Source organism: Marinobacter sp. (genome assembly GCF_048269445.1).
Taxonomy (GTDB): domain Bacteria; phylum Pseudomonadota; class Gammaproteobacteria; order Pseudomonadales; family Oleiphilaceae; genus Marinobacter.
On record NZ_JBLXIQ010000006.1, the window covers coordinates 101,743 to 124,407 of the forward strand.

24 protein-coding genes and 1 pseudogene are annotated in these 22,665 nt (G+C 54.4%); 12 read left to right on the forward strand and 13 right to left on the reverse strand.

The window, feature by feature from the left end:
• Positions 1-14 precede the first annotated feature (14 nt).
• On the reverse strand, positions 15-1,283 hold the full coding sequence (locus ACN0XM_RS13740) for an MFS transporter (RefSeq protein WP_417567511.1): 1,269 nt from the start codon (positions 1,281-1,283) through the stop codon (positions 15-17).
• Between the two features lie 181 nt (positions 1,284-1,464).
• On the opposite strand from ACN0XM_RS13740, the gene ACN0XM_RS13745 reads away from it, so the two are divergent.
• The 3 genes from ACN0XM_RS13745 to ubiT all read left to right on the forward strand — a co-directional run bounded on the left by ACN0XM_RS13745 (position 1,465) and on the right by ubiT (position 4,561).
• Positions 1,465-3,324 carry a histidine kinase gene (locus tag ACN0XM_RS13745; protein WP_417567512.1) on the forward strand — a complete coding sequence of 620 codons (1,860 nt, stop codon included), beginning with the start codon at positions 1,465-1,467 and terminating at the stop codon, positions 3,322-3,324.
• Between the two features lie 17 nt (positions 3,325-3,341).
• Positions 3,342-4,001 carry a two-component system response regulator NarL gene (gene narL / locus ACN0XM_RS13750; protein WP_417567513.1) on the forward strand — a complete coding sequence of 220 codons (660 nt, stop codon included), beginning with the start codon at positions 3,342-3,344 and terminating at the stop codon, positions 3,999-4,001.
• 68 nt (positions 4,002-4,069) lie between these two features.
• Positions 4,070-4,561: a ubiquinone anaerobic biosynthesis accessory factor UbiT gene (gene ubiT / locus ACN0XM_RS13755; RefSeq protein ID WP_417567514.1), complete on the forward strand. Its 492-nt coding sequence runs from the start codon at positions 4,070-4,072 to the stop codon at positions 4,559-4,561.
• Positions 4,562-4,750: 189 nt separating this feature from the next.
• On the opposite strand, the gene ACN0XM_RS13760 is transcribed toward ubiT, so the two are convergent.
• The 3 genes from ACN0XM_RS13760 to ACN0XM_RS13770 all read right to left on the reverse strand — a co-directional run bounded on the left by ACN0XM_RS13760 (position 4,751) and on the right by ACN0XM_RS13770 (position 6,886).
• Entirely contained in the window at positions 4,751-5,047 is a 297-nt protein-coding gene (locus ACN0XM_RS13760) for a diguanylate cyclase domain-containing protein (RefSeq protein ID WP_417567725.1), read from the reverse strand.
• A complete protein-coding gene (locus ACN0XM_RS13765) occupies positions 4,936-5,922 on the reverse strand; it encodes a GGDEF domain-containing protein (RefSeq protein WP_417567515.1) in 987 nt (328 codons plus the stop codon). Before ACN0XM_RS13765 ends, ACN0XM_RS13760 begins: the two co-directional genes overlap by 112 nt.
• 121 nt (positions 5,923-6,043) lie before the next feature.
• Positions 6,044-6,886: an iron-sulfur cluster assembly protein gene (locus ACN0XM_RS13770; RefSeq protein ID WP_417567516.1), complete on the reverse strand. Its 843-nt coding sequence runs from the start codon at positions 6,884-6,886 to the stop codon at positions 6,044-6,046.
• A gap of 571 nt (positions 6,887-7,457) precedes the next feature.
• On the opposite strand from ACN0XM_RS13770, the gene ACN0XM_RS13775 reads away from it, so the two are divergent.
• The 3 genes from ACN0XM_RS13775 to ACN0XM_RS13785 all read left to right on the forward strand — a co-directional run bounded on the left by ACN0XM_RS13775 (position 7,458) and on the right by ACN0XM_RS13785 (position 8,988).
• Complete coding sequence (locus ACN0XM_RS13775) at positions 7,458-8,009, forward strand: Crp/Fnr family transcriptional regulator (RefSeq protein ID WP_417567517.1); 552 nt, start codon at positions 7,458-7,460, stop codon at positions 8,007-8,009.
• A 94-nt stretch (positions 8,010-8,103) separates the two neighbouring features.
• Positions 8,104-8,703, forward strand: a complete 600-nt coding sequence (locus tag ACN0XM_RS13780) for a cytochrome c oxidase subunit 3 family protein (protein ID WP_417567518.1) — start codon at positions 8,104-8,106, stop codon at positions 8,701-8,703.
• Between the two features lie 24 nt (positions 8,704-8,727).
• Positions 8,728-8,988 (forward strand): cytochrome C oxidase subunit IV family protein, encoded by a 261-nt coding sequence (locus ACN0XM_RS13785; RefSeq protein WP_417567519.1) that lies wholly within the window; start codon positions 8,728-8,730, stop codon positions 8,986-8,988.
• On the opposite strand, the gene ACN0XM_RS13790 is transcribed toward ACN0XM_RS13785, so the two are convergent.
• The 6 genes from ACN0XM_RS13790 to ACN0XM_RS13815 form a co-directional block, all read right to left on the reverse strand.
• Positions 8,972-9,280 (reverse strand): cytochrome C oxidase subunit IV family protein, encoded by a 309-nt coding sequence (locus ACN0XM_RS13790; RefSeq protein ID WP_417567520.1) that lies wholly within the window; start codon positions 9,278-9,280, stop codon positions 8,972-8,974. The two genes, ACN0XM_RS13785 and ACN0XM_RS13790, sit on opposite strands and share 17 nt — an antisense overlap.
• A 4-nt stretch (positions 9,281-9,284) precedes the next feature.
• Positions 9,285-9,884: a cytochrome c oxidase subunit 3 family protein gene (locus ACN0XM_RS13795; RefSeq protein WP_417567521.1), complete on the reverse strand. Its 600-nt coding sequence runs from the start codon at positions 9,882-9,884 to the stop codon at positions 9,285-9,287.
• A gap of 11 nt (positions 9,885-9,895) precedes the next feature.
• The gene (locus ACN0XM_RS13800; RefSeq protein WP_417567522.1) at positions 9,896-10,672 is read right to left on the reverse strand and encodes a CbbQ/NirQ/NorQ/GpvN family protein; all 777 of its coding nucleotides are present in this window, start codon (positions 10,670-10,672) and stop codon (positions 9,896-9,898) included.
• 13 nt (positions 10,673-10,685) lie between these two features.
• Positions 10,686-12,515, reverse strand: coding sequence for a nitric oxide reductase activation protein NorD (locus ACN0XM_RS13805; RefSeq protein WP_417567523.1), 1,830 nt, complete (start codon positions 12,513-12,515; stop codon positions 10,686-10,688).
• A 96-nt stretch (positions 12,516-12,611) separates the two neighbouring features.
• Positions 12,612-14,024, reverse strand: a complete 1,413-nt coding sequence (locus ACN0XM_RS13810) for a cbb3-type cytochrome c oxidase subunit I (protein ID WP_417567726.1) — start codon at positions 14,022-14,024, stop codon at positions 12,612-12,614.
• 15 nt (positions 14,025-14,039) lie between these two features.
• A complete protein-coding gene (locus tag ACN0XM_RS13815) occupies positions 14,040-14,486 on the reverse strand; it encodes a c-type cytochrome (RefSeq protein ID WP_410329589.1) in 447 nt (148 codons plus the stop codon).
• Between the two features lie 313 nt (positions 14,487-14,799).
• On the opposite strand from ACN0XM_RS13815, the gene hemN reads away from it, so the two are divergent.
• The gene (hemN, locus tag ACN0XM_RS13820) at positions 14,800-16,179 is read left to right on the forward strand and encodes an oxygen-independent coproporphyrinogen III oxidase (protein ID WP_417567524.1); all 1,380 of its coding nucleotides are present in this window, start codon (positions 14,800-14,802) and stop codon (positions 16,177-16,179) included.
• A 16-nt stretch (positions 16,180-16,195) separates the two neighbouring features.
• Here the strand turns inward: hemN and norR are convergent, their stop codons facing one another.
• Complete coding sequence (norR, locus tag ACN0XM_RS13825) at positions 16,196-17,773, reverse strand: nitric oxide reductase transcriptional regulator NorR (protein WP_417567525.1); 1,578 nt, start codon at positions 17,771-17,773, stop codon at positions 16,196-16,198.
• A gap of 113 nt (positions 17,774-17,886) precedes the next feature.
• Between norR and ACN0XM_RS13830 the strand changes: the two genes are divergently transcribed.
• Positions 17,887-18,558 (forward strand): hemerythrin domain-containing protein, encoded by a 672-nt coding sequence (locus ACN0XM_RS13830; protein WP_417567526.1) that lies wholly within the window; start codon positions 17,887-17,889, stop codon positions 18,556-18,558.
• Positions 18,559-19,116: 558 nt separating this feature from the next.
• Positions 19,117-19,575, forward strand: coding sequence for a hypothetical protein (locus tag ACN0XM_RS13835; protein ID WP_417567527.1), 459 nt, complete (start codon positions 19,117-19,119; stop codon positions 19,573-19,575).
• A 40-nt stretch (positions 19,576-19,615) separates the two neighbouring features.
• On the opposite strand, the gene ACN0XM_RS13840 is transcribed toward ACN0XM_RS13835, so the two are convergent.
• Together ACN0XM_RS13840 and ACN0XM_RS13845 are read right to left on the reverse strand one after the other, a co-directional pair.
• Complete coding sequence (locus ACN0XM_RS13840) at positions 19,616-19,843, reverse strand: hypothetical protein (RefSeq protein WP_417567528.1); 228 nt, start codon at positions 19,841-19,843, stop codon at positions 19,616-19,618.
• 317 nt (positions 19,844-20,160) lie between these two features.
• The gene (locus ACN0XM_RS13845) at positions 20,161-21,228 is read right to left on the reverse strand and encodes a tellurite resistance/C4-dicarboxylate transporter family protein (RefSeq protein WP_417567529.1); all 1,068 of its coding nucleotides are present in this window, start codon (positions 21,226-21,228) and stop codon (positions 20,161-20,163) included.
• Between the two features lie 173 nt (positions 21,229-21,401).
• Between ACN0XM_RS13845 and ACN0XM_RS13850 the strand changes: the two genes are divergently transcribed.
• The 3 genes and pseudogenes from ACN0XM_RS13850 to ACN0XM_RS13860 all read left to right on the forward strand — a co-directional run bounded on the left by ACN0XM_RS13850 (position 21,402) and on the right by ACN0XM_RS13860 (position 22,582).
• Positions 21,402-22,115 carry a succinate dehydrogenase iron-sulfur subunit gene (locus tag ACN0XM_RS13850; RefSeq protein WP_417567530.1) on the forward strand — a complete coding sequence of 238 codons (714 nt, stop codon included), beginning with the start codon at positions 21,402-21,404 and terminating at the stop codon, positions 22,113-22,115.
• A gap of 6 nt (positions 22,116-22,121) precedes the next feature.
• Positions 22,122-22,327, forward strand: a pseudogene (locus ACN0XM_RS13855) (PLP-dependent transferase); the annotation flags it as partial.
• 66 nt (positions 22,328-22,393) lie between these two features.
• Positions 22,394-22,582 carry a PLP-dependent transferase gene (locus ACN0XM_RS13860; protein WP_417567531.1) on the forward strand — a complete coding sequence of 63 codons (189 nt, stop codon included), beginning with the start codon at positions 22,394-22,396 and terminating at the stop codon, positions 22,580-22,582.
• Positions 22,583-22,665: the final 83 nt, after the last annotated feature.

Genomic DNA, 22,665 nt, shown 5'->3' on the forward strand with positions numbered 1-22,665 from the left:
TGGGGGTAGGTAGCCTATATCCCCGGGTGGAGAAGGTGTTCACGCTCGTGCCGGCGGCTCTCCCGGGCAAACAGGAAAAGGCAGCCGATGAGCAACACGAAGAGAATCATGAAAACGGCACTGCGGATCCCCAGCCAGTGGTTAACGCTGCTGAAAATTACCGGCAAGACAAAGGCCACGGAACAGGCGCCCACCAACAGCAAACCGGCAACGAATGCGGCCATGGGACGATTTTCAATAATAACCAGTCTCTGGAGGCCACCCATGCTGCAACCCATCGCCAGCCCGAGAGTCACCACGAAAATGCCTTCAACCCGCATCGGCAAGGCGAAGTCCACTCGGACCGTCGCATCAACACCCTGAATAAACAGGGTCATGGGTGGGTAAGACAACACAAACAATGCGATAAGGCACGCTATCAACGCACGGCTGACAACCCTGGCGCTACCAAAACGATCCGAGAGGCTTCCTCCGACAATCTGGGCCAAGGCACCAGGAATAACAAACCATTGAGCCAGCCGGGCTCCGGAATCGACCGGCAGTTCAAACTGTGCGGAGAGATAATCGGGCAACCACAAAGCCAGTGCAAAGAAACTGCCCGCCACAACGCCGAAGTAGGCGCACAACTGCCACGCACGCCTCCGCTTCATCCGGCGCAGCAGAACTGTGACGGCGGTTTCGGCAGTCGGGTCGGCCTCGGCATCTTTGGGGTCGGTGAGCATCAGCAGCAGCGCAAGCACCAGCACCAGCACAATCAGATAGGCCAGCGGCACCCCTTGCCAGGAGAACGCCTCATGGAACAGCGGCACCAGGTAATAGTTGAAACCCGCACCTGTCACACCCGCACCGAACACTCCCAGCACGAGGCCGAGGCGTCGCGACTCGCAATGGCTGGTCACAAACTGCAAGCCGGCACTGTAAAACCCGCCCGCCAGGCCAAGCCCGCCGGCGGCGACCAGATAACCCGGGAAGGTATCGGTGGTCAGCAGTATCACCATGCACACCGCAAGCCCGGCCAGGCAGACCAGCATGACTCGCCGGGCGCCGAATTTCTGTGCTGCCAGCCCGGCTGGAATGGCCAGCGCCGCACTGACCGCCATGGGCATTGCCAGCAAAAACCCGAACTGCAGATTGCCAAGATTCAGCTCCGAGCGCAGGTGCACACCGGCAACCGCAAACAGGGTCCAGCACCCGGCCGCAATGACAAAACCTGCCACTGCCAATGGCAGTACCACTGCCAGTGACGCCAGCCGGTCATCCGCACGATCCGCCTCTGACTTCATTACAGTCGCCCTGTTCAAAACCTGCCTTTTAGTTTCATGTTTTGATCACTGAAGGGTCAAAGATTATGATGGGATACCAACCATTGGGGTAATTGACTATCCTCAAGGAGGTATCAGGGAACACTGAGCCCGGGCATAATCAGACCCGGCCACACAGACGTACGAATGCACACGAGATCTGATGAAATCCAGAAGCCCGCTTGTTAATCGAATCGCCATTGTCGTTGGTGCCGTGGTGCTGACAGCCCTTGTCAGCATGGCTACTACACTTGCGGTGTCCAAAAGCATTGAGGGCAATGCAACCGCTATCAACCTTGCCGGCGCCCTTCGCATGGGCGCATTTCAGTTGCTGGCAACGACTGCGGGCCCGGTAACACCGGAATCAGGGCCGAACTCCATCCAACAGAGGCTGGACCGTTACGGCGCGAAGTTGACCGATAATGGCATCACCACGGCCATTCCTGAGAACCGCGACCATCCTCTGGCCACCCAGTACCAAAGCATTCTGTCCTCCTGGGCAACTACGCTCCGGCCGGCACTACAGGGTCACAATCAGGGCACCCCAGTAACGAGCAGCATGCTGGCTGTTACCCACGGCTATGTTGACGGTGTGGACCGACTGGTGACTATGCTGGAACAGCGAACCGAGGCTCGCATCGACCTGTTGCACCTGATCCAGATTATCAGCCTGGCCTTTTCCATCCTGATCATCGTCGCAATGTTCATCGATCTCAAAAACCGGATACTCCGTCCGCTGCGCAAACTGGTCGGCATTGCCATCGCCGTGGGTGAGCAGGATTTCTCCCGTAAGGCAAACCTGAGTGGCGCCGATGAACTGGCACAGCTTGGCCAGGCATTTGACCAGATGACAAGCGAGCTGGCGCTCACCTACTACGAGCTGGAAGAAAGGGTGCGCCTCAAGACCGAAGAGCTGGAAAAGAGCCAAGCGGCGCTCCAGCTGCTTCACTCTGCAAGCCGTGACCTGTTTGCCAAACATGATCTATGCAACGGGGCTATTCCCATGCTGCAGGAGCTGGAGCAGTTGCTGGGAATAGGGCCCATCCGCCTTTATCTCCATGACAAGGGGTCCGCGGAGCCGGTACAGGCCATCACCACGGCGACCCTGGAACGGCCTTTTTATTGTCGCGACCACCACTGCAACGCATGCCTCGTAACCCCTGAGGTGTATGACGAGCTTCCGGTAGAAAACAACGACGGGCGCCGGCTGCTGCTGCCAATCCGCATCCCCGGGCAACTCCTGGGAACGCTTGAAGTCTGGTATCCCGCCGAACAAGGCCTGTCGAAAACTGCCCGCCGGTTGCTGGAAACCCTCAGCGACCAGCTGGCAACTGCCATTTTCCTTGAGCGGCAGATCACTGAGGAACAGCAGCAGACCCTGGCCGAAGAGCGCACCGTGATCGCCCGGGAACTCCATGATTCCCTGGCCCAGTCACTCTCCTATCTGAAAATGCAGGTCGCCCGGCTGCGGCGCCTGAACATTGAAGGCGAGCAAAAAGAGCTGCACGAGTCCATTCTTGATGAACTCAGCACCGGCCTGAACAGCGCCTACCGCCAGTTGCGGGAATTGCTGGCCACTTTCCGACTGAAGCTGGACACGCCAGACCTGGCCACGGCCCTGCGAAAAACCATCGAGGAGTTTTCCGAGCGGCTGGGCAAACCGGTTGCGTTACAGTACAACCTGCCCCCCCAGACTTTGTCTCCCAATGAAGAGATCCATACCCTGCAGATTGTCCGGGAAGGTCTCGCCAATGCGGTCAAACACGCAGATGCCACCAACATTACGGTAGACGTGCTGTTCGAATCCCCCCAGGTGCGGGTAAGAATCCGCGATAATGGCAAGGGCCTGCCCGGCGGCGACCAGCCAGTCAATCACTATGGCCTCATCATCATGCAGGACCGCGCCAGAACCCTGGGCGGCCAGGTCAAGGTACAAAACCGGGATGAAGGCGGTGTGGAGGTCACGCTAGTATTTGTTCCAAAGAACCGAAACCTGATTCCCACAGAAGCTTCAAACGCCTGATCACAAGAGAGAACCCGATGTCTGAATCACCCGCAAGTATTCTACTGATCGATGACCATCCCCTTCTGCGGCAGGGCATAAAACAGCTCATCGAAATGGAAGACGACATGGTCGTTGCCGGTGAAGCAAGCAACGCCGCCGACGGTATTCGCCTGGCGACAGAACTGGAACCAGACCTGATTTTGATGGACCTGAACATGCCGGAAATGGACGGCATCGAAGCCCTTAAGAAGCTGCGCGAACAGAACATCAGTTCCCGCATCATAATGTTTACCGTCTCCGATCAGGAAGATGACGTGGTGGCGGCACTGCGGGCCGGCGCGGACGGCTACCTGCTGAAGGACATGGAGCCCGAAGACATGATCGCCCAGCTTCATCAGGCGGCCGTTGGCAAGATGGTCATCAGTGACCGGCTGACCACGCTACTGGCCGAGGCACTGCGCTCCAACAAGCCCCAGCAGGCATCGCGCCCGGATTTCGACAGCCTGACGCCCCGGGAAAAGGACATTCTGCGCCTGATTGCCCAAGGCCTGTCCAACAAGATGATCGGACGCAAACTCGATATCAGCGATGGCACAGTGAAGGTCCACGTGAAGCACCTGCTGAAAAAACTGAACCTGCGCTCGCGGGTCGAAGTGGCAGTGTGGGCGGTAGAAGAAGGCCTTCATAAAGGCTGAGTTATATCAAATCGTTCCGGCTGACTTTGTTTTACTCTGGGTGGGTTTCTGTCCACCCGGAGTAAACCATGGCCTTTTCACTACCCCCCATTACTCCCCTCAAAAGCCCTCTGCTGGAGCAAACACGGTCGGTTCTTCGGGAATACCTGCCCTCGCCCGCACCGGTGCTTGGCGCCATCGATCGCAGGATACCAGTGTCGCTCAAACAGCTGACCGCCGAAGCGCCCCTGAACCGCCTGTTTGAGCACGCGATTCGTGACGGAGAATTTGACGATTTCGAAGGCCGCCGTATCCGGCTGGAAGCGAACGGCGGGCAGCCAGGCATCACCATTGGCTTTTGGGCCGGCCGCCTGCGCGTCATCGATGGCCCCGGAGAGGTGACCATTCGTGGCTCATTGGCGGCATTTAAAACTCTGGCGGAGCGGCGGCAGGATCCCGACCAGCTGTTTTTCCAGCGGCGCCTGATAATCGAAGGAGACACCGAGCTGGGGCTGGGGTTAAAAAACCTGCTGGATAGTCTGGAGTGGAAATTTACTTTTCCCCAGATGTTTTCCAACTAATCAGTACCAATAACATTCAAAATTGATAAATATTAAAACAATCTCCTGGCCGAACGGGTGGAGCGCCAGCCCCTGTTCCCTGGCCTTTTCCTCGAAAGCTTCCTGGTCCTTTTCGGCAACACAGACCAGCAGGTCACCGCTGGTCGGGGATCCCAGAGCAACACCCTGTCCAGAACGTGTGATGCAATCTTACAGCCGCAGCCAGCTTCCTTTAAGCTCCTGCTTGGCGCGGAAAAGCGTATGGTCTGCTTGGCGTAGAAGCGTGTCGGCATCTTCATCGACATGCCCCTGCTCATTATCAGGAAACAGGGCAATCCCTGCGGTAAAACATACCAACGCCGAACCGCCTCCCAATTCAAAGGGCTGGCGGCCAGTCAGCTGCAGCGCAGCCAACCTGATTTCCACCTGACTGGCATCCGGAAGAAGCAGGGCAAACTCATCTCCACCGATCCGGGCGAGAGCAGCATCAGATGGCAGTGCATCCAGCCAGCGCCGGGCCAGTAGCCCAGCAAACGGTCGGCGGCTTCTTTTCCGAAACGCGCGTTAATTTCATGAAAATTGTCCAGATCAATGGATACCAACGCTGCGGAATCATTGTCCAGATCGTCGCGTTCAAGCAGCTCCCGAAGGAACCAGGTAATGCCATTCCGGTTCCACAAACCTGTGAGTGGGTCTGCGTAGGCCAAGAATTCTATCTGTTTTTGATGATCACTTGCCTGATTCGCCAGAGCGCGGTCCAACCGCTCGCTCTGCAGGCGCTGCAATTTACCTTCAGCTTTGTTTCTGGCCGTTTTTTCCCACATCTGCTGAATCGTGCTGGTCGACAGCTTTCCGTAAATCTCCAGCAAGGCAGTCACAAGAACAGAGACGGAACCACTAAGCTCAGAATCAACCTGCTCTCTGGCCTCCACCAGAGATTTGCCTGTTTTCATGGCTTCTACAGTGAGCGCCATTCGCCGGTCTGATTCCAGGATGTGAAAAGCAAGCCAACGGGTCAGGTAATCGAAAAGCTCTGCCAGAACATCTTCTTGTGGAGCAGTCCGCTGGCGAAACATCTGGATCCGGGCAAAAAACATCTGGTGGGAGTCATGATGGTTACGAACCATCTCTGACTTGCCGAGGCTCTCCGCCCAGACGCCCTCGTCATAGTTGAAGTGATAGGAGGCGTAAGCAAGAAGTTCATCAAGAAGGGGCAAACCGTCCAGCTCAGAGTTGCTGGACGCAATATGCCACGCCAGACGATTCAGAATATTCACCAGCACCCGGTGCTGGTCATCAATATCTTTCAGGCCCGTCTCAAAATTACGGTTCCATGGGAAGATCTCGAAGGCATCGGTCTCGCTCTGCCAGAATGTTGTCACCTTTAAACCTGCTCCCGATTGCAAAGGTAGGGCAAACATTGACAGCCCAGCTGAAATCAATAGACCTGCTTTTGCTATATGTCAGAAGCACAACTATTTCCCGGCCGATGCTGTAAACGGCTCAGATCAGCCCCAGCTCCAGGCGCGCCTCCTCATCAAGACTGTCGTAGCTCCAGGGAGGATCAAACACGATATTGATCTTACTGTCTTCAACATGAGGCACCTGCAACAATTTGCTTTTCACGTCCCCGGCAATAATGTCACCCATGCCACAGCCTGGTGACGTCAGGGTCATTTCCACGCGCACGCAATGGCTATCCTGATCAATATCCAGTTTGTAGATCAGGCCCAGGCTAACAACATTGACAGGAATCTCAGGATCGTAGACCAGCCGCATCGCGTCCCAGCATTGCTGATCACTGATCTGTCCATCCCCCGGGGGCTCGAACAGGATGGCGTCCGATTGAAATCCCAGCTGACGGGTAACCTCCGGAGACAGACGATACAAATTGCCCTGGTAGTTAACCGTGAAGCTTCCGCCGAGCGCCTGGGTTATCGAGACAGTCGCTCCCTCCGGAAGAGTCACGGATTCGCCGGATGGCACCCGCAAGGCGCTACACTCTTCCGCCAAATCGAACGTTTTGGGTGGTTTCGCAGGCTTTTTCGAATTCGGCGCTTTGATCGTCAGGGTCTGAAGGTTACCTTCTCCATGAAGGCCGATCTGCATATCCTGGAGATAGGGGATGCTAGCCGCTTCGAAAAACAGGGCCAGGTCGTCAAAGTCTCTCCTGACATCAGCCGGCGACTCTTCACCCGGCGGACAGAAGGCCAGGCAGGTCTCGGCGTGTTGTGTACCGCCCTTCTCCACATATACACGCGCCGCCATTCCCGGCACTTCTTGCTTCTCCAGCAAAGAAACAAGATAGTCACGGGCTTCTGGTGTGACTTCAGCATTGATGTTCACGAGTTACCCACCTCTTGATGCAGTGAATAAATAAAAATAACCCTTAACCCAGTCAGCCATTGGCCCGATATTCATTACCGTCTGGGTTGTTCCGGCTTCGCGCCTCTTCTGCGCGCTTTTCACGTTCCCGTTTAAGCTGATTGGATTTGCATTCATTACTAATAAGATCCAGCCACCTAAGGTGCTGGTCCCAGATTTCGTCTTTAACAGGCTCACGCTTGTTGTTAACCATCGTAACCTCCCCACCAAAATGACACGTCTGTTTCATCGGAGATGCTTGGTCACACTATAGGCAAATATTAATCCATATCGTAAAAATCTCCGAAATTACAACTAACAAGAATTGAGATTCGGGATTGGAAAGCGGGGATGTCACCCCTTTTCAGACCGCTATTGTCATGATGACATCAGTTAATGGTGTCCAAGGAACAACAACGTTCGCTTGAGAATAAAAAACCATTTATTTTTCTCTAATTAACAGTTATTTAGTAATTGGCACACAGAATGCTAGACCATGCACCAAAGAAGCTCTTATGGCTTATGAAACTCAAATGTGCGAGGTCCTCAGATCATGCTGGACATAACAGATACACTCGACGCCCTTACCGCCGATAGCATCCAGGTCGATGGACCGAAAGGCTTGGAAGATACCCGGGGCAGATCATATGAAACCGGGTCATCCTGGAGCATCTTGGACCTGGTCTCTCTTTCAGAGTTATCAACATTCTTTCGAAATGGCGAACTGATTACACGGTTTAACGAAAGTCCCAGGGCACTTTATGTCGTGGGCAGCGGAGCGGTAAAAAGCTTTTATTATGACGCCAGCGGCAATGAGTGTATCACTGCATGTTATCTTCCTGGTGAGGTCTTCGGGCTGGAGGGAATAAACCGCAAGAACCTGTCAGTTGCCCACCAGATGTTGGCGACGGGCCATTTATTCAGGGTGCCTTACAGCGATTTTTTTCAAACCCTCAATAAAAATTCCGATTTTCAGAAATACATTCTGGAAATGATCAGCCACCAAATGTCCGAAGCTCGGAGAATGTCTGTAATTAATGGTCATTACACGGCAGACGTTCGACTTGCGTATTTCTTATTGAACTTATGGATATTGAAAGCCTGACTCATATTGTAACCGGAATCCCAGCCTGATAATCGGAAAGTATCAGGTCTCCGAATGGGAAGCCCCAGCGTGAAGTCTTAACAGGATTATCGTAATGTTAAATGAGTATTCAATAACCGATCTCACTGCGAAATCAGGCAGTGAAGACCTGCCCGGTGATTTTGCAATGTGGTTATTTATCCTTATGGAATTAACCGTATTTGCCATCTTCTTCATCAGCTTTGCAACCACTCAGAACTTTTATCCTGACATGTTCGGTGCCGGGAAATCCTCATTGCATTCGTTGGCGGGCCTGGTTTGTACACTGGCCCTGATTACCAGCAGCTATTTCGTTGCCCTGGCGGGGATCCAGTTACGGCAGGGGCATCAATCGCACTGCAGCATGTTTTTGGCAGCGGCGCTAATGGCAGCAACGGTATATCTGATTACAAAATTCTGGGAATACTCGCAACTGATCGAGGCCGGATACAATCTGTCGACCAACACTTTCTACACACTCTATTTTTTTATTACGTTTTTCCACCTCATGCACGTTGTCCTGGGCATGGTGATTCTGGGTTACATGCTGCACCGCACCCGCCAGGGCGTCTATGCGACTGGGGAGCATTCGGGTTTCGAGTCCGGAGCCTCGTACTGGCACATGGTTGACTTGGTCTGGATCATACTTTTCCCGATCATTTATGTGATTCACTAGAACTGAGTTCATCGGAGTGACTGAATGAGTACACTGACTGTCAAGGCAACCAATTCCTGGCTGCTCCTCATCTCCCTGACATTGCTATCACTGGCCGTCTCCGAATGGGTAAAGAACCCCGCCGTGATGATCCTGGTGGTCGTTTTGGCCATGACCATCAAGGGTCAAAGTATCGTCGACATTTTCATGGGGCTAAAGACGGCACCAGTTGTCTGGCGCCGGCTCCTGCTCAGCTACGTCATCGTGGTTCCCGCAATCATCGGTGCAGTTATTGTGTGGCTGTGAATTGCAGGTAGCCCACGGAAATTCCGACCAGTGATGTCATGACGAAGAAATAGCCCGTTACAATCCAGCGAGTGAGCGGCGCAGCGTGCCGTAGGCCCATAAAGTCCCCTATGATCCAACGCCCCTTAAGAAGAACAACCAGACAGATGAAAAAGGTTGCCATAACAGAAGGAGGGCCAGACTCGCCAACCACAACACTAAGTAGCGTCAGCCCGACCAATCCCAGCCATACCAGATTTGCCCTGTCCGATTTCTTCTTTCCTCCGTCGTAGTTCTGTGGTGTTTGCAGCATGGACTTATCTCAGGACGTAGATTAAGGGAAAAATGAGAATCCAGACCAGATCAATCATGTGCCAGTAGCTGGCAGCCCCTTCCAGGCCGTCGTGAGAGTCGACGGTATAATGACCCAGGGCGGCCAATACAGCGGTGCCGAGGATTGTAAAGGTACCGATGACAACATGAAGGAAGTGATTGAACATCAGATAGTAATAAGTGGCGAAAAAATAGTTGGTACGGGGTGTGATACCCCTTGCTTCGTTCCACTGGTATTCCCAGGCCTTTATCAGGCAATAGGTCACGCCCGCACCCACCGTGCAAAGCAGCCAGATCACGGTCTGGCGTTGTGCGTCCCGCTTGATTGCCTGCACCGCCCGGGCCACACAAAGGCTGCTCGTGAGCAACACAAGGGTATTAAGAAAGCCAGCCAGGGTGTTGAGCTGTGGCGGCCCTTCGCGGAATTCCGCGGGAAAGTAGAACTTGGCAATCAGAAATGCGAGAAAGAAAAAAGCGAATTCCGTCAGCTCCGCATAAATGAAAATCCATACCGCGATACTTCCCGGCGTGTGGCTCTTTGTCCGGGCAACATCAGGGCCGCTAAAAAACTCAATTGTCGTCATTCTGCCAACCGTCAGAAGTGCGCGTCGACCAACCGCAGCAGCGATTGCCGAGTTGTCGGTTCATCTGTCAGTGGTTCGATCACACAATACAGGCAGGCTTTTCGGGCGGGACAGCCACTTTTGAGCATCTTACCGGCGTAGATCAGTAACCGGGTCGAGACAGCTGCCGTGAGATCGATATCAGTCAGCCGGCGAATATCCGTCGCCAGTTTAACGAGTTGCCCCGCAGTTGCCTCATCGATACCTGTTTCATTTGCAACGATCGAAGCCTCTACCGAGGGCTCCGGGTAATCAAAACTCATGGCAACAAACCGTTGTCGGGTGCTGGGTTTCAGGCCCTTGACCATATTCTGGTACGAAGGGTTATAGGAGACCACCAGCATAAAATCCTCATGAGCGGTCAGGGTTTCGCCCGTGCGCTCCAGGTGAACGGTTCGCCGGTGGTCCGACAGCGAATGCAAAGCAACCGTCGTGTCCTTGCGAGCCTCGATAATTTCATCGAGATAGCAGATCCCGCCCTCACGAGCAGCCCGGGTGAGCGGGCCATCCTGCCAATACGTTCCCTCGGCGCCAATGAGGTGCCGCCCCAACAGATCCGCAGCAGTCAGATCATCGTGACAGGAGACGGTATACAGAGGGCGCTCCAGCTGCTCTGCCATATACTCAATAAAACGTGTCTTGCCACAGCCTGTCGGGCCTTTGATCAACACTGGCAAATGATGCTGAACCGCATATTGAAATATTTCACATTCATCATTCTGAACCTGGTAAAAATTCTGGCTATTCATGATCACCTCAAAATCAGTGCGTTGATACGTTCAGGTAAATCCGTGGCAATACTTTCGGGAGCTGGGTGGGATCACTGACGACGGCAAAACCATCGCGGCCAAACAGGTAGGGCAGGTAATCATGGCCGCGCTCATCCACCGTAACGCAGTAGGGTGTTATCCCCAGTTGTTGGGCTTCAATAATCGCCTGTCGGGTGTCTTCAATTCCGTAACGCCCTTCGTATTGATCCAGGTCGTTAGGCTTGCCGTCACTGACCAGCAACAGGACGCGATGAGTCTGATGCTGCATCTCCAGAATACGGGTCGATTGTCGTATGGCCGCCCCCATACGGGTATAGAAACCAGGCTTGATTCGCGCAATTCGGCCACGGACCAGGTCGCTGTATGGTTCACCAAAGTTTTTCATTAACTGGTAGCGAACATGGTTGTTACGCACGGAGGAGAAGCCATAGATGGCAAACTCATCCTGTGTCTGGTTCAGCCCCTCCGCCAATACCATCAGACTGTCGCGGATTACATCAATCACCCGGCAGTCATCATTAACGTAGCCCTCAGTCGACAAGGACAGATCGGCCAGGATCAGACAACAAAAATCACGATGGGTTTGCCGTCGATCCAGAAAGAAATTCTGTCTGGAGGCATCCCTGAACGGCCTGCTGTAGTCATCAAGCCAGGCATCCAGATCAAGGTCCTGGCCTTCGGGCTGGCCTCGGAGTACGGAGCGCTCGAGCCCCAGCAAAGAGAACTGCCGCTTGACTTCCTCACTGGTTTGCCTGAGTTGTGACGGTAAAGTGACTGGCTCAGGATCGTCCGCCAGAAGGGGCTGTAACAGACAGACATCAGGACGCAACCGACTCTGTCTGTAGTGCCATTCGGGCAGGCGAATGCCCGGCCCAAGGCAAAGTTCATCGTTTTCTGCAGCCGGCAGATCCAGATCAAACTTCACTTTCGCCGCGGTAGCTTTGCGCTGACGTGAAACCGTAATCAGGTCGATGTCATTGGCGATCTGCTCAAAATCATCATCGCTGTCCTCATCCTGACAGCGATCAAGATTGATCTGCTCGGTCCAGCTCATGAGGCTGTCGGGCAGAAACACCAGCAAGCCATCCGTTTCATGCTCATCATCGATTCGCTGCGCCTGTTTGCGTTGCTGCAGGGTTTGTTGTCCAGACGAGCGTTCTTCCGCTTCAGAGTCCGGCCCGGATCTGGCTGTGCTGACGGGCACGCTGAACAGGTTCGGCGGTGTGGGGTACAACCATAGCCAGACTGGAAAGCAGTCAAATGCCGATGATGGCAGATCAGCCAGCAGTCCCGGATTTCGTAATGCCTGGACAACCGCGAGTTCCTGGCGCCGGAGATCGTCGGGAAGTTCCTCCGTTGACGGCCTCAAAGCCATCAGTTCGGCCACAAGCTCCTTATACTGCCTGTCGAGGCCGGGATAAGACGATGTCAATGCCAGGACGGCCTGCTGATTGTCCCGAAACCAGTTACTGACCTGTGGCAGGCGGGCGGCCATCGCCACCAGCCAGTAATAGAGCGATGTATTGAGCCGGGAGGACGAGAATACCGCCAGTGACGCCGGCAAACGCACACTTCGGTCATCCTGCCATGGCAGGGCAAAACGCTGATGGCTGCCGGCGACACGCTGCATACCCGTTCGCCTGAGCCGGACCTTTCGGGCATCGGCAGGCTCCAGGGTTTTGCCCGGCTCGCCGCCCAGCGCCCGATAATAGAGCGTAAGCTCCGCCTGTAGATCTGTGAGATTGACCGATGCGCTGGCAAAATCAGAGGTCACCTGCCGGGTAAGCCAGCGATCCCAGATCTTGCCGATAAATTCTTCCATAGTTGCTCCCCGAGGCATGTTGGCGCCCCTCACCCGAACCCGCCCAAACAACCGGGTCGCAGGCAGGGGCCGCCAGCCGTTTACCTGATTACGTCACTATGAAGTTTGCGGCAGGGCTGCGCCGGCTTCAGCGCGAGCAGTCTCCCGGCCCACGAAGAAGCTGGCGAAATAGGCAACCAAGCCGAGAGCGAACACGACACCGAAGCCAAGTCGAGCCCAATAGACACCGACCAATTCGCCTTGCGTGGCCATAAAGCTGAGCGCCTCGCCTGATTCTGGCACCCGCTGCAGCGCGACCTGCCAGGCACCGGCGACCGTCAGCGCCAGGGTAATGCCAACCATGCTGATGCACATGGCCCAGAAACCGAACTTCTCCACTTTCTGGGCGGCCAGCGGGTTCCCCTGAGGGCGGCCCCGCAGAATCGGCATGGCATAGGAAATAATACACATCACGATCATCGCATAGGCACCAAAGAACGCCAGGTGGCCATGGGCAGCGGTTAACTGCGTGCCGTGAGTGTAGTAATTGACCGGAGCCAGGGTATGAAGAAAGCCCCAGACCCCGGCGCCAAGGAAGGCCATCACCGAACAACCCAGGGCCCAGGTCACGGCGACCTGATTATGGTGCGTGCGGCGACGCTCTTTGACCACCTTGAAAGCAAACAGCACCATCATGAAGAAAGGTACCGGTTCCAGTGCGGAGAATACCGAACCCATCCAAAGCCAGTACTCCGGCGCGCCGATCCAGAAGTAGTGATGGCCCATCCCGATTAATCCGGAGATCAGGGCCATGGCGATGATCAGGTACAGCCATTTTTCAATGTATTCACGATCGACGCCGGTGACCTTGATCAGTACAAAGGCCAGAATCGCACCTAGGATCAATTCCCACACACCTTCTACCCAAAGGTGTACCACGAACCACCAGAAATACTTGTCGAGCGTCAGGTTGGCCGGGTTGTAAAACGAGAACAGGTAGAAAACCGCCAGCCCGACCAGACCGGTGATCAGAACCATGTTTATAACGGTCTTCCGCCCTTTAAGAATGGTCATTCCGATATTGAAAACAAAAGACAGGCAGACAATCACAATACCAATCTTGGTGATAGTGGGCTGTTCCAGGAATTCCCGGCCCATGGTTGGCCACAGGTGATTCTTGGTGATTCTCGCCAGTTCCGCATAGGGGACGAGAAGATATCCGAGCACTGTTACAACACTGGCCACAGCAAAAATCCAGAAGGTAATTCTGGCTAGCCGAGGGCTGAACAGCTCGGTTTCAGACTCCTCTGGAACCAGGTAGTAACTGGCCCCCATGAACCCGAAGAGTATCCAGATGATCAAGAGGTTTACGTGGACCATCCGCGCGACATTGAAGGGGATGGCAGGGAATCCGATATCGCCATTGATATACTGGATGCCCATCAAAAGGCCAAAGGCAATTTGCGCGGCAAACAGTACCAGCGCAAAAATAAAATAGGGTTTTGCAACCTGTTGAGATGTGTACTTCATCATTGTCTTCCTGCCTCAACCTTCAACATTGGGTGGCCAGTCGTTGTCATCGACTCTGGACGTCCAGATCAGGAATTCCGCCAGTGCATCTACTTCTTCCTGAGTGAGATTGAACTGGGGCATTTTGCGCCGCCGGGGGTTATCCATTGGTTGAGCCGCAAGCCACGACTGCATGTACCCCTTGAAGGCTTCTTCATTCGCCATGCCTCTGCGATCAAAGACGTTAGCCAACTCCGGCGCATAGTAAGCGCCCTCTCCCATCAGGCTGTGGCACCCGATACAATTGTTGGTTTCCCACAACTCCTTGCCATGGGCGACTTCCGGGGTAATGTTCTCACTGCGGCTTCGCTCCGGGAGTTGCCGTACGGTATCAACGGTCAACCCCAGGAGGAGCAACAGAAAGAAAAAGCTACCACCGTAGTAGATGTTCCTGGCCATACCTTTGGTAAATTTCTCAGCCATAGCTGACTCCTGTTGTGCATTGGTAATTCAAACTGCAATCCGTATAAGCAATTGGCGCGCCAAAGCGTTACGCGATTGTTTTAATTGCTTTTTTATGATGCATGCGGGGATCGTGTGGTAAGAACGACAACGTCGAAGTCAGGTTGTTGGGATAGCGAGTGTCAAAGTGACAGCGGGTATTTGTGTAATTCCCGTAAACCGAAATCTTTTTATTAGAAAACAGTTGGTTGAATATCTGGCACCGGAATTGCTCATGTACTGCATCAGGCAACACAGGCAGCAGTCCAGACACCCGGGAAATGAGGAGTGCCCAATGACGGTCGAATTCAATGCGGATCTTCTGGTGAAATATGACACCTATGGCCCACGCTATACCTCCTACCCGACTGCCGTGGAGTTTTCTGGCAGTTTTGGAGAAGCGGAGTATCGGCGTGAGCTTGGGCAAAGTAACCAGTTGCAGACACCCCTGTCCCTCTACTTTCACATTCCCTTCTGCAAATCCCTCTGTTTCTACTGCGCCTGCGCAAAGATAATTACCCACAAGCAAGAACGCAGTATTCCCTATCTTGAGCGCATTCATACCGAGATTGCCCGGCAGGCGGAGCTTGTCGATCCGAATCGGGAAGTGAGTCAACTTCATTTCGGAGGCGGTACACCCACGTTTCTGCACGATGAACAACTCTCGGCGCTGCTATGGGAGATCAGCCGGAACTTCACCCTGGCGCCCCCCGAATCACGGGAGTTCTCCATAGAGATCGACCCACGGGCGGTGCGCAAAACCACGATCCCATTGCTGTATGAGCTGGGTTTCAATCGCATCAGTCTGGGTGTGCAGGATTTTGACCCCAAGGTTCAGAGGGCGGTGAACCGAATTCAGTCGGTCGAACAGACGTTCGCTGTAATCGATGCAGCGCGCGCAGCGGGCTACCGGTCAACCAATGTGGATTTGATCTACGGCTTGCCATACCAGACGGTTGAGAGCTTCAGTAGGACACTGGATACCATCCTGTCGAAACGGCCAGAGCGCCTGGCCATCTACAATTACGCGCATATGCCTGACAAGGTCAAAGCCCAGAAACTGATCAATGATGATGACCTTCCATCGCCCGAAACCAAGCTGGCCATTCTGGAGATGACCGTTGGGCGGCTCCAGGGGGCCGGTTACGTCTATCTTGGCATGGACCACTTTGCACTGCCTGACGACGAGCTGACCCTGGCCAAACACAACGGCCAGCTGCAAAGGAATTTCCAGGGCTATTCCACCTACGCTGACACGGATCTGATCGGAATTGGCATGACCTCCATCGGTAAAACGAATCACAGTTTCAGCCAGAACATGCGACAGGAGGATGATTATTTTGCGGCCATCGACAGTGGCTCTCTGGCTATCGCCCGAGGTTATCAGCTGTCTTTTGACGACCGGATCCGGCGTGATGTGATTCAGTCGTTAATGTGTCAGAACGAGGTGGTTTACGAGACAATCAGCGCACGTTATGGCATCGATTTCTTCGATTATTTTTACAGGGAGATGCGACAGCTTGCCGGGATGGCCATGGATAACCTCGTTTTTATCAATGCGCACCGGGTCGCTGTCACACCGACCGGGCAATTACTGCTACGGAACATTGCCATGGTATTCGATGCATACCTCCACCCAACCGAAAGCCAGCATCAGTTTTCCAAGGTTATCTGATCCATAAAGGGTTTCTTCAGGGGCTGCTGGTCAAGCTTTTGAGACCAAGCCGCTTGGCCATCCGGTGCAGGTTGCCCCGATCCATGCCCAGGGATTTTGCAGCCTGCGACCAGTTCTGGTTGTTTGCCGCCAACCGCTCAGAAATAAGGTTTCTCTGGAAATCCGCCAGCGCATCGTTCATGGCGGTATCCGCAGGGTATTCCGGTGGCGTAGCGGCATCTGGCTTGGTGTCCCGGGCAGGCTTTGCCGCTACCGGGCCAACCTGGCCTCCGTCGTTAAGGTCACAGTGCCGCGATTCAATGGTGGCAATACCCCGCTGCTGCTCTGATCTCGCCCTGAGGGATGCCCGGCTGATGACGTGCTCCAGCTCGCGGACGTTACCCGGCCAGGAATAGGCGCCCATCTGACTCAGCGCTTCCGGGGCAATACGGAGGCTCTTCAAACCAAGCTTGAGTCTCATTTTTTCGGCAAAGTAACCTGCCAGTAGCGGAATATCCCCATAACGGTGCCGCAGCGGTGGCACTTCCACCGGAAAAACACTGAGTCGATGATAGAGGTCGCGACGGAAATGACCGTTTTCGACATCCTCTTTCAGGTCCCGGTTGGTAGCCGCCAGAATTCGAACATCCACATGCCTGGTCTTATCCGATCCCACCCTCTGAACTTCACCATTTTGCAGGACCCTCAACATTTTGGCTTGTAGGAGCGGGGACAGCTCACCAATCTCATCGAGGAACAGGGTGCCGCCGTCCGCCAGCTCAAACTTACCGTCCCGATCCGAGGTGGCGCCGGTGAAGGAGCCTTTGGAATGCCCGAAGAGTTCGCTTTCAGCAAGAGACTCCGGCAGCGCCGCGCAGTTGATATGAACCAGCGGCTGGTCCAACCGCGATGACAACAGATGAATGGTCCGGGCTACCAGCTCTTTGCCAACGCCGGTCTCACCACCAATCAGGACAGACAAATCCGAGGCAGCCACCAGTTCGAGCTCTTTGTTGAGGTGCTGCATTTCAGCGCTTTTACCAATGAGTTCTCCGCCATCCCGTTTCAGCGCCTCACTAACCAGTTCCTGCGCCAGCAAGTTTTTATGTCTGGCCTGCTGCTCCAGCCATTCGATCAGCAGAGCCGAGCGCATGGCAGCCGCCGCCAGGGCAGAAAATGCTGACATGGTCTGATCATCGACGCCATCGAACATGCCCGGCGTCAAGCCATCCAGTGTCAGAATGCCGATCAGCTGTTGGTCGACATAGAGAGCACAACCCATGCAGGCGTGAACTTCCAGATTACCCTCATGCCCCAGCACCAGACCGTCATAGGGGTCAGGCAACTCGGAATCGGCGGGAAAGCGCACCGGTTGCTCCGATGCGATTATTTGCTGGAAGCGCGGGTGCTGGCGAGGATCAAACCGCCGCCCCAGAACGTCGATTGACAGCCCATCTATCGCTACCGGCACCAAAATGTCATTTTCATACTTGAGCAGCACGGATGCATCACATGGCAGAACCCGGCGCACCGCGCCCAGCAGCCGCTGGTAACGATCCTGTGCTGACAGATCTTTTGTCAGATCGACAGCGATATCCAGCAATGCATCAATCATTTTCACCCTCCGGATTTATGCCCCTGATGAGGCGCCGAGAAAATAAGAACAATTCTTGACACCCATTAAAATGTATTCTATATATATCTTAAAGCAAGAGAGGAGGATCAGCAATGAACTATCAGGACATTCTCGGCAGCTGCAGTGAAACCACCGTCGGCCAGTTGGTCAGCCGATGCCCCCAAACTCTGGACGTATTCAGAAAGTACGTGCCGGAAATCGAGGCCCACCGCCAGACAACCGTCGACATCGTCGCATCCCTTGCCGATGTCGAGCCGAAGCGGTTGTGTCAGGAACTGTTTGATACGGTGATGGAACAGACACCGATTGAGGAACTGGACACAGATGTGCTGCTCGAGCTCATATCAAGAGGCTACGATGCCCGGCATATCGAAAAACTGCCAGAAATTCACCGGCTCGCCCGCAAGATCGAGGCGGTACACAGGGCGAACCCTGATGTTCCCAAAGGCATCACACTGGCCGTCAAAAAGCTGGAGCACACGCTCACCGACCACATTGAGCGGGAGAACGCCTACGTGCTGACGCGGATGGAGCATGACCAGCCTCCCCGGCCGGACACCCCGATCGCCCAAATGAACGAAGAGCATTCCCTTATCAAACGGCAACTGAACAAGCTACGCCAGATGACCCGGAACTACCGGGCTCCGGATTCAGCCTGTCGGTCCTGGCAGCGATTTTATCGGGAGCTGAAAGCGCTGGATTTCCGGTTGTCTGAGCAGATCTATCTGGAAAAGGAAGTGTTATTCCCGAGATTTCAGTTCTGAGGATTGATTTATATGTCGTGAGCTCCCGGATTTGCCGGGGGCTCTATTGTAGCCGCGTTTCAGCCCCGGTACTCGGCCCGAAGTGCCTACATCGACGAGCGATATTGTCTCCCATTCGTCCGAGACCGATTACTCCTGCGCGCATTACTGCTCTCCGCACGTGATTCTTTCATCTAGGATGTGATCAGGCTTTCTTTGGTGGCTCTTTTCTACGTTTTTTGCGGGCCCGCTTATCCTGGTTGGAATTGCATTCGTTACTTATGAGATCCAGCCACCTCAAGTGCTGATCCCAGATCGGGTCTTTGGTTTGCTCCGGCTTATTGCTCGTCATTGTTACCTCTCCATGCACCAAGAAAATGAGAACAGTTCTTGACACCACTTATGATGCATTCTATATATATCTTATATAAAGAAATGGAGATCAGCAATGAACTATCGACAAACATCGATTGAAGAACTGGATATAGACGTGCTGCTCGAGCTCATATTACAGGGCTGCCTTACCTGAACCGGGAAGTGCTAACCCCAGGATTTCAGTTCCAGGAGGAGGACAGGATCATGGCATTCAAACAACTGAAAGACCTTATTGAATGGATAACCGAATACCACGAGGTGCTGGAAAAACAGTATCAAATCCTGGCCAGCAGCCAGGATGATGAGCGCATGCAGATGGCTCTCAGCTTCCTGGCCAGCCGTGAGCATCATCTAGCGGAAATGATGGAGGATTTTCTCCAGGATGCGGATGACGGTCTGATGGACAGCTGGCTGGTGGATTCACAGGAATTTGACAGTCGGAAAATTTCGTCCCACATACCGGAATGTATTGGTTGCGAGGACATACACGATGTTCACAAGAATATCCTGCAAGCCCATAAGACCCTGACAGACATGTACGAGTTAAGATCCCAGCTGGCCCAGAACATCCGGGAAGCCGAGCTTTTCCGGGAGCTGGCCGCCAACCAGCAGGCCGAGGCCCGCCTGCAATCCAGGGATATTGGACGGCTGGAGATGTATTAGTGGAGCACCAACAACTTTTAACTTCTGCATTAAGCCCCGGTCAGGCCGGGGTTTCCTGTTTCTGCAGGTGCTCCCGATACACCCGGATGGAGGTCAGCAGGCTTTCCCGATAGGCGGCACCGTACTGATTGCCACCGGAATCCGATTCCCGAATGGCAGCCTCATATTGGGCAATACCCTGCCTGGCAAAGATCAGAGCTGCCGCCATACCATCACGGTTTGCGACAAAAGCTAGCCGTTCCCACTCTCGACTCTCCGGGCTATCCATCCGTTGCCTCCTGGGTTATTTCACCGCTTCATGCAGCATGTCCGTTACGCCAAAGTGTTCAGCCAGGGCGATGCCAGTTACGATGGCTACACCTCCTGCCCGTGGTAACCGGCTACGGCACGGTGATGTTGGCCGAGTTTATCTATGGCGGTAAGGTGACGCCCACCCTGCCCCTGAGCCCGGTCAAGGAATCCCGGTTCTACTGGCATGTGAAAAACGCGCTCTGCCGCCCTTCTACTTTGACTACATGCTCAAAGGCAAAGAACGGGATATTGCCCATAACCCCCTGAAGTAAGGTTTTGGCCGGTTAGTCATTGCTAACCGGCCATTTTTTCGCTAACCACACCGGCAAAATGCCGCCACATTCCCAGGCTGGTAAATGCCCAGGCCGCTAGTGCCAGCCAGATAGTGACGGACGGGATAATCAACAGGAAATCGGTATCCAGGGCATCAATCAGGCGGAGGGTGCCTGTGGTATACATCGCCAGCGGAAACACCATACTCCAGAGTTGGGGTTCATATCGGAGCCGGTGCCTCTGGATAATGTGCCGCCAGAACGTCAGGCCAATCAACAGTGGAATCCACCAACTGGCGATGGACCAGAAAAACAGCGTAAAGCCGCGGAGAAAGGGAAGAAACTCCGCTAGAAGCGATCCCTCCTGCCCTCTGATGATCAACGTGGAACCAGCCATGGTCGTTATTGCAACTGCCCCCATATTGATCCAGTAGGGCGGACTGAGCGTTTCTGCATTGAGCTTCAGAAAGGTCAGCCGATAGAAGATCAGGGTAATAATGGCCAGATAAAGCATGCAGCCGATCATGAACATACACACGGCAAAGAAAAGGCGAAGATCCTCAGGGCCACTCCAGGGGACCAGTGCCGAGAGAATCGACACAGACTGGGTGCTGACTGCTGCCAACAGCCATGCACCGTTGATTCCGGTATCCAGCGTCGGCTTATCCTTGCGGGTAGTGACTGCGATAAAAAACAGGTACATGATCACGCCCCATAGAACGACGCCCAGCCACCAGAACCCGGCTGCAACACCAGACCAAGTTAACAACAAATAAAACTGGGAACCAAGTATGCAGGTGCCCGCGATCAAGGTGAAAAAACCCGGCCCACGGGCGTGGCTGATCATGTCATTGACCAGCGACGCCGGAAACCAGATGACCCGCACCAGAGTAAGGAGACAGAGGGCACCATAAGCCAGGCAGTTGGCAACGAGCAACAAAAGGGCCAGTAGATCGTAACCAAGCAAGTTTGAGGCGATGGAGGTAGCTCCCGTGGCCATCACTACTGCGAAATAACCGGGAAACAGGCCAGCAGCCGCGTCGCGCACAAGCCCTGCAAGGAACGCTAACCACTTTCCAGCAGCAGTCACAGCAATTCTCCACGTTGATAAAACGGATCTGGATTACTCAACCAGCACAATAGCTTGGCACAAAACAACACAACCGGATTTTCTGGCCCTCTATTCCCATCGAATTGCCACCAGCTGCTAAACTGACATTAAACCTATACAGAGAATGAATGAAATTCCAGGAGGGTAGCAGAATGTCCGCCTTTACCGTTCGCCTGTATCGTTACAATCCGGAACAGGACAACGCCCCCTACAGCCAGGACATCGAAGTCGGCAGTGAATTTCGTAACCGCATGGTTCTCGATGTCCTGGAACACCTCAAAACCCGCGACCCAACACTGTCTTTTCGTCGCTCCTGCCGGGAAGGTGTCTGCGGCTCTGACGGTCTCAGTATGAACGGCCGCAACGGCCTGGGCTGCATTACCCGGGTAGCCGATGCCCTGGGCAAGAAAGACGTGCTGGAGATTCGCCCACTGCCGGGCATGCCTGTCATCCGGGATCTGGTGGTGGACCAGTCACTGTTCTTCAAACAGTACGAACGCGTTCAGCCTTGGCTGATCAACGACACGCCAAACCCGGCGATCGAAAGGCTGCAGAGCCCGGAGGACCGAGCAAAGCTGGACGGGCTGTACGAGTGCATTCTCTGCGCCTGCTGCACCTCCGCCTGCCCCTCCTGGTGGTGGAACCCGGAAAAATACATCGGGCCCTCGGGATTGCTGCAGGCGTACCGGTTTTTGGTGGATTCCCGGGATACCGCCACACGCGAGCGCCTGGCCAAACTCGAAGACCCGTTCAGCGTGTTTCGCTGCCGCGGCATAGGTAACTGCACGGCCTATTGCCCCAAGGGCCTCAACCCCATGAAGGCCATCGGCCACATCAAAACCATGTTACTGCGGGAACAAAGCTGACTAACCATGGCCACTGACGATTCCAAAGGGCAATCCACGCGCATCATCCATAACCGCCGCCACCGGGATGCCTTTGGCAGCCCCTATTCGCCCATCTACAACACGACGACCTACCAGTTCCCGGACACCAAATCACAGCTCGACGTGATTGAAGCGCGCAAGCCGGGCTACCTCTACACCCGGTGGGGCACCAATCCAACGATTCAGGAGCTGGAACAGGGGCTTGCCGCCCTGGAACAGGCTGAGGCAGGGCTGGCCTTTGCCTCGGGGATGGCGGCGTGGAAAGCCTGGTCAGTCAACCGTCTGCCGCCAGCCACCACGCCATTGGCAGGGAAGAGCGGGAAAAACGAGGGATCAGCGACGGCATGCTCAGGTTGTCCATCGGCCTGGAGGACCCGGGAGATTTGATTGCGGATTTGAGGCAGGCGACAGACAGAGCAACTACTCACGATGACCCACCGCGTTGACCCAGGTCATCTGGCAGTCGCCAGTTGACTTATCTTCAAGAAGACCACCAGGCGCTCTGATAATCTGACGGAACATGTTTCTT

What these genes read in the sequence shown, in the direction of transcription:
- ACN0XM_RS13740 (WP_417567511.1), bottom strand. Translation starts at nt 1,283, where the DNA reads ATGAAGTCAGAGGCGGATCGTGCGGATGACCGGCTGGCGTCACTGGCA.
- ACN0XM_RS13745 (WP_417567512.1), top strand. Translation starts at nt 1,465, where the DNA reads ATGAAATCCAGAAGCCCGCTTGTTAATCGAATCGCCATTGTCGTTGGT.
- narL (WP_417567513.1), top strand. Translation starts at nt 3,342, where the DNA reads ATGTCTGAATCACCCGCAAGTATTCTACTGATCGATGACCATCCCCTT.
- ubiT (WP_417567514.1), top strand. Translation starts at nt 4,070, where the DNA reads ATGGCCTTTTCACTACCCCCCATTACTCCCCTCAAAAGCCCTCTGCTG.
- ACN0XM_RS13775 (WP_417567517.1), top strand. Translation starts at nt 7,458, where the DNA reads ATGCTGGACATAACAGATACACTCGACGCCCTTACCGCCGATAGCATC.
- ACN0XM_RS13780 (WP_417567518.1), top strand. Translation starts at nt 8,104, where the DNA reads ATGTTAAATGAGTATTCAATAACCGATCTCACTGCGAAATCAGGCAGT.
- ACN0XM_RS13785 (WP_417567519.1), top strand. Translation starts at nt 8,728, where the DNA reads ATGAGTACACTGACTGTCAAGGCAACCAATTCCTGGCTGCTCCTCATC.
- ACN0XM_RS13790 (WP_417567520.1), bottom strand. Translation starts at nt 9,280, where the DNA reads ATGCTGCAAACACCACAGAACTACGACGGAGGAAAGAAGAAATCGGAC.
- ACN0XM_RS13795 (WP_417567521.1), bottom strand. Translation starts at nt 9,884, where the DNA reads ATGACGACAATTGAGTTTTTTAGCGGCCCTGATGTTGCCCGGACAAAG.
- ACN0XM_RS13800 (WP_417567522.1), bottom strand. Translation starts at nt 10,672, where the DNA reads ATGAATAGCCAGAATTTTTACCAGGTTCAGAATGATGAATGTGAAATA.
- ACN0XM_RS13805 (WP_417567523.1), bottom strand. Translation starts at nt 12,515, where the DNA reads ATGGAAGAATTTATCGGCAAGATCTGGGATCGCTGGCTTACCCGGCAG.
- ACN0XM_RS13810 (WP_417567726.1), bottom strand. Translation starts at nt 14,024, where the DNA reads ATGAAGTACACATCTCAACAGGTTGCAAAACCCTATTTTATTTTTGCG.
- ACN0XM_RS13815 (WP_410329589.1), bottom strand. Translation starts at nt 14,486, where the DNA reads ATGGCTGAGAAATTTACCAAAGGTATGGCCAGGAACATCTACTACGGT.
- hemN (WP_417567524.1), top strand. Translation starts at nt 14,800, where the DNA reads ATGACGGTCGAATTCAATGCGGATCTTCTGGTGAAATATGACACCTAT.
- norR (WP_417567525.1), bottom strand. Translation starts at nt 17,773, where the DNA reads ATGATTGATGCATTGCTGGATATCGCTGTCGATCTGACAAAAGATCTG.
- ACN0XM_RS13830 (WP_417567526.1), top strand. Translation starts at nt 17,887, where the DNA reads ATGAACTATCAGGACATTCTCGGCAGCTGCAGTGAAACCACCGTCGGC.
- ACN0XM_RS13835 (WP_417567527.1), top strand. Translation starts at nt 19,117, where the DNA reads ATGGCATTCAAACAACTGAAAGACCTTATTGAATGGATAACCGAATAC.
- ACN0XM_RS13840 (WP_417567528.1), bottom strand. Translation starts at nt 19,843, where the DNA reads ATGGATAGCCCGGAGAGTCGAGAGTGGGAACGGCTAGCTTTTGTCGCA.
- ACN0XM_RS13850 (WP_417567530.1), top strand. Translation starts at nt 21,402, where the DNA reads ATGTCCGCCTTTACCGTTCGCCTGTATCGTTACAATCCGGAACAGGAC.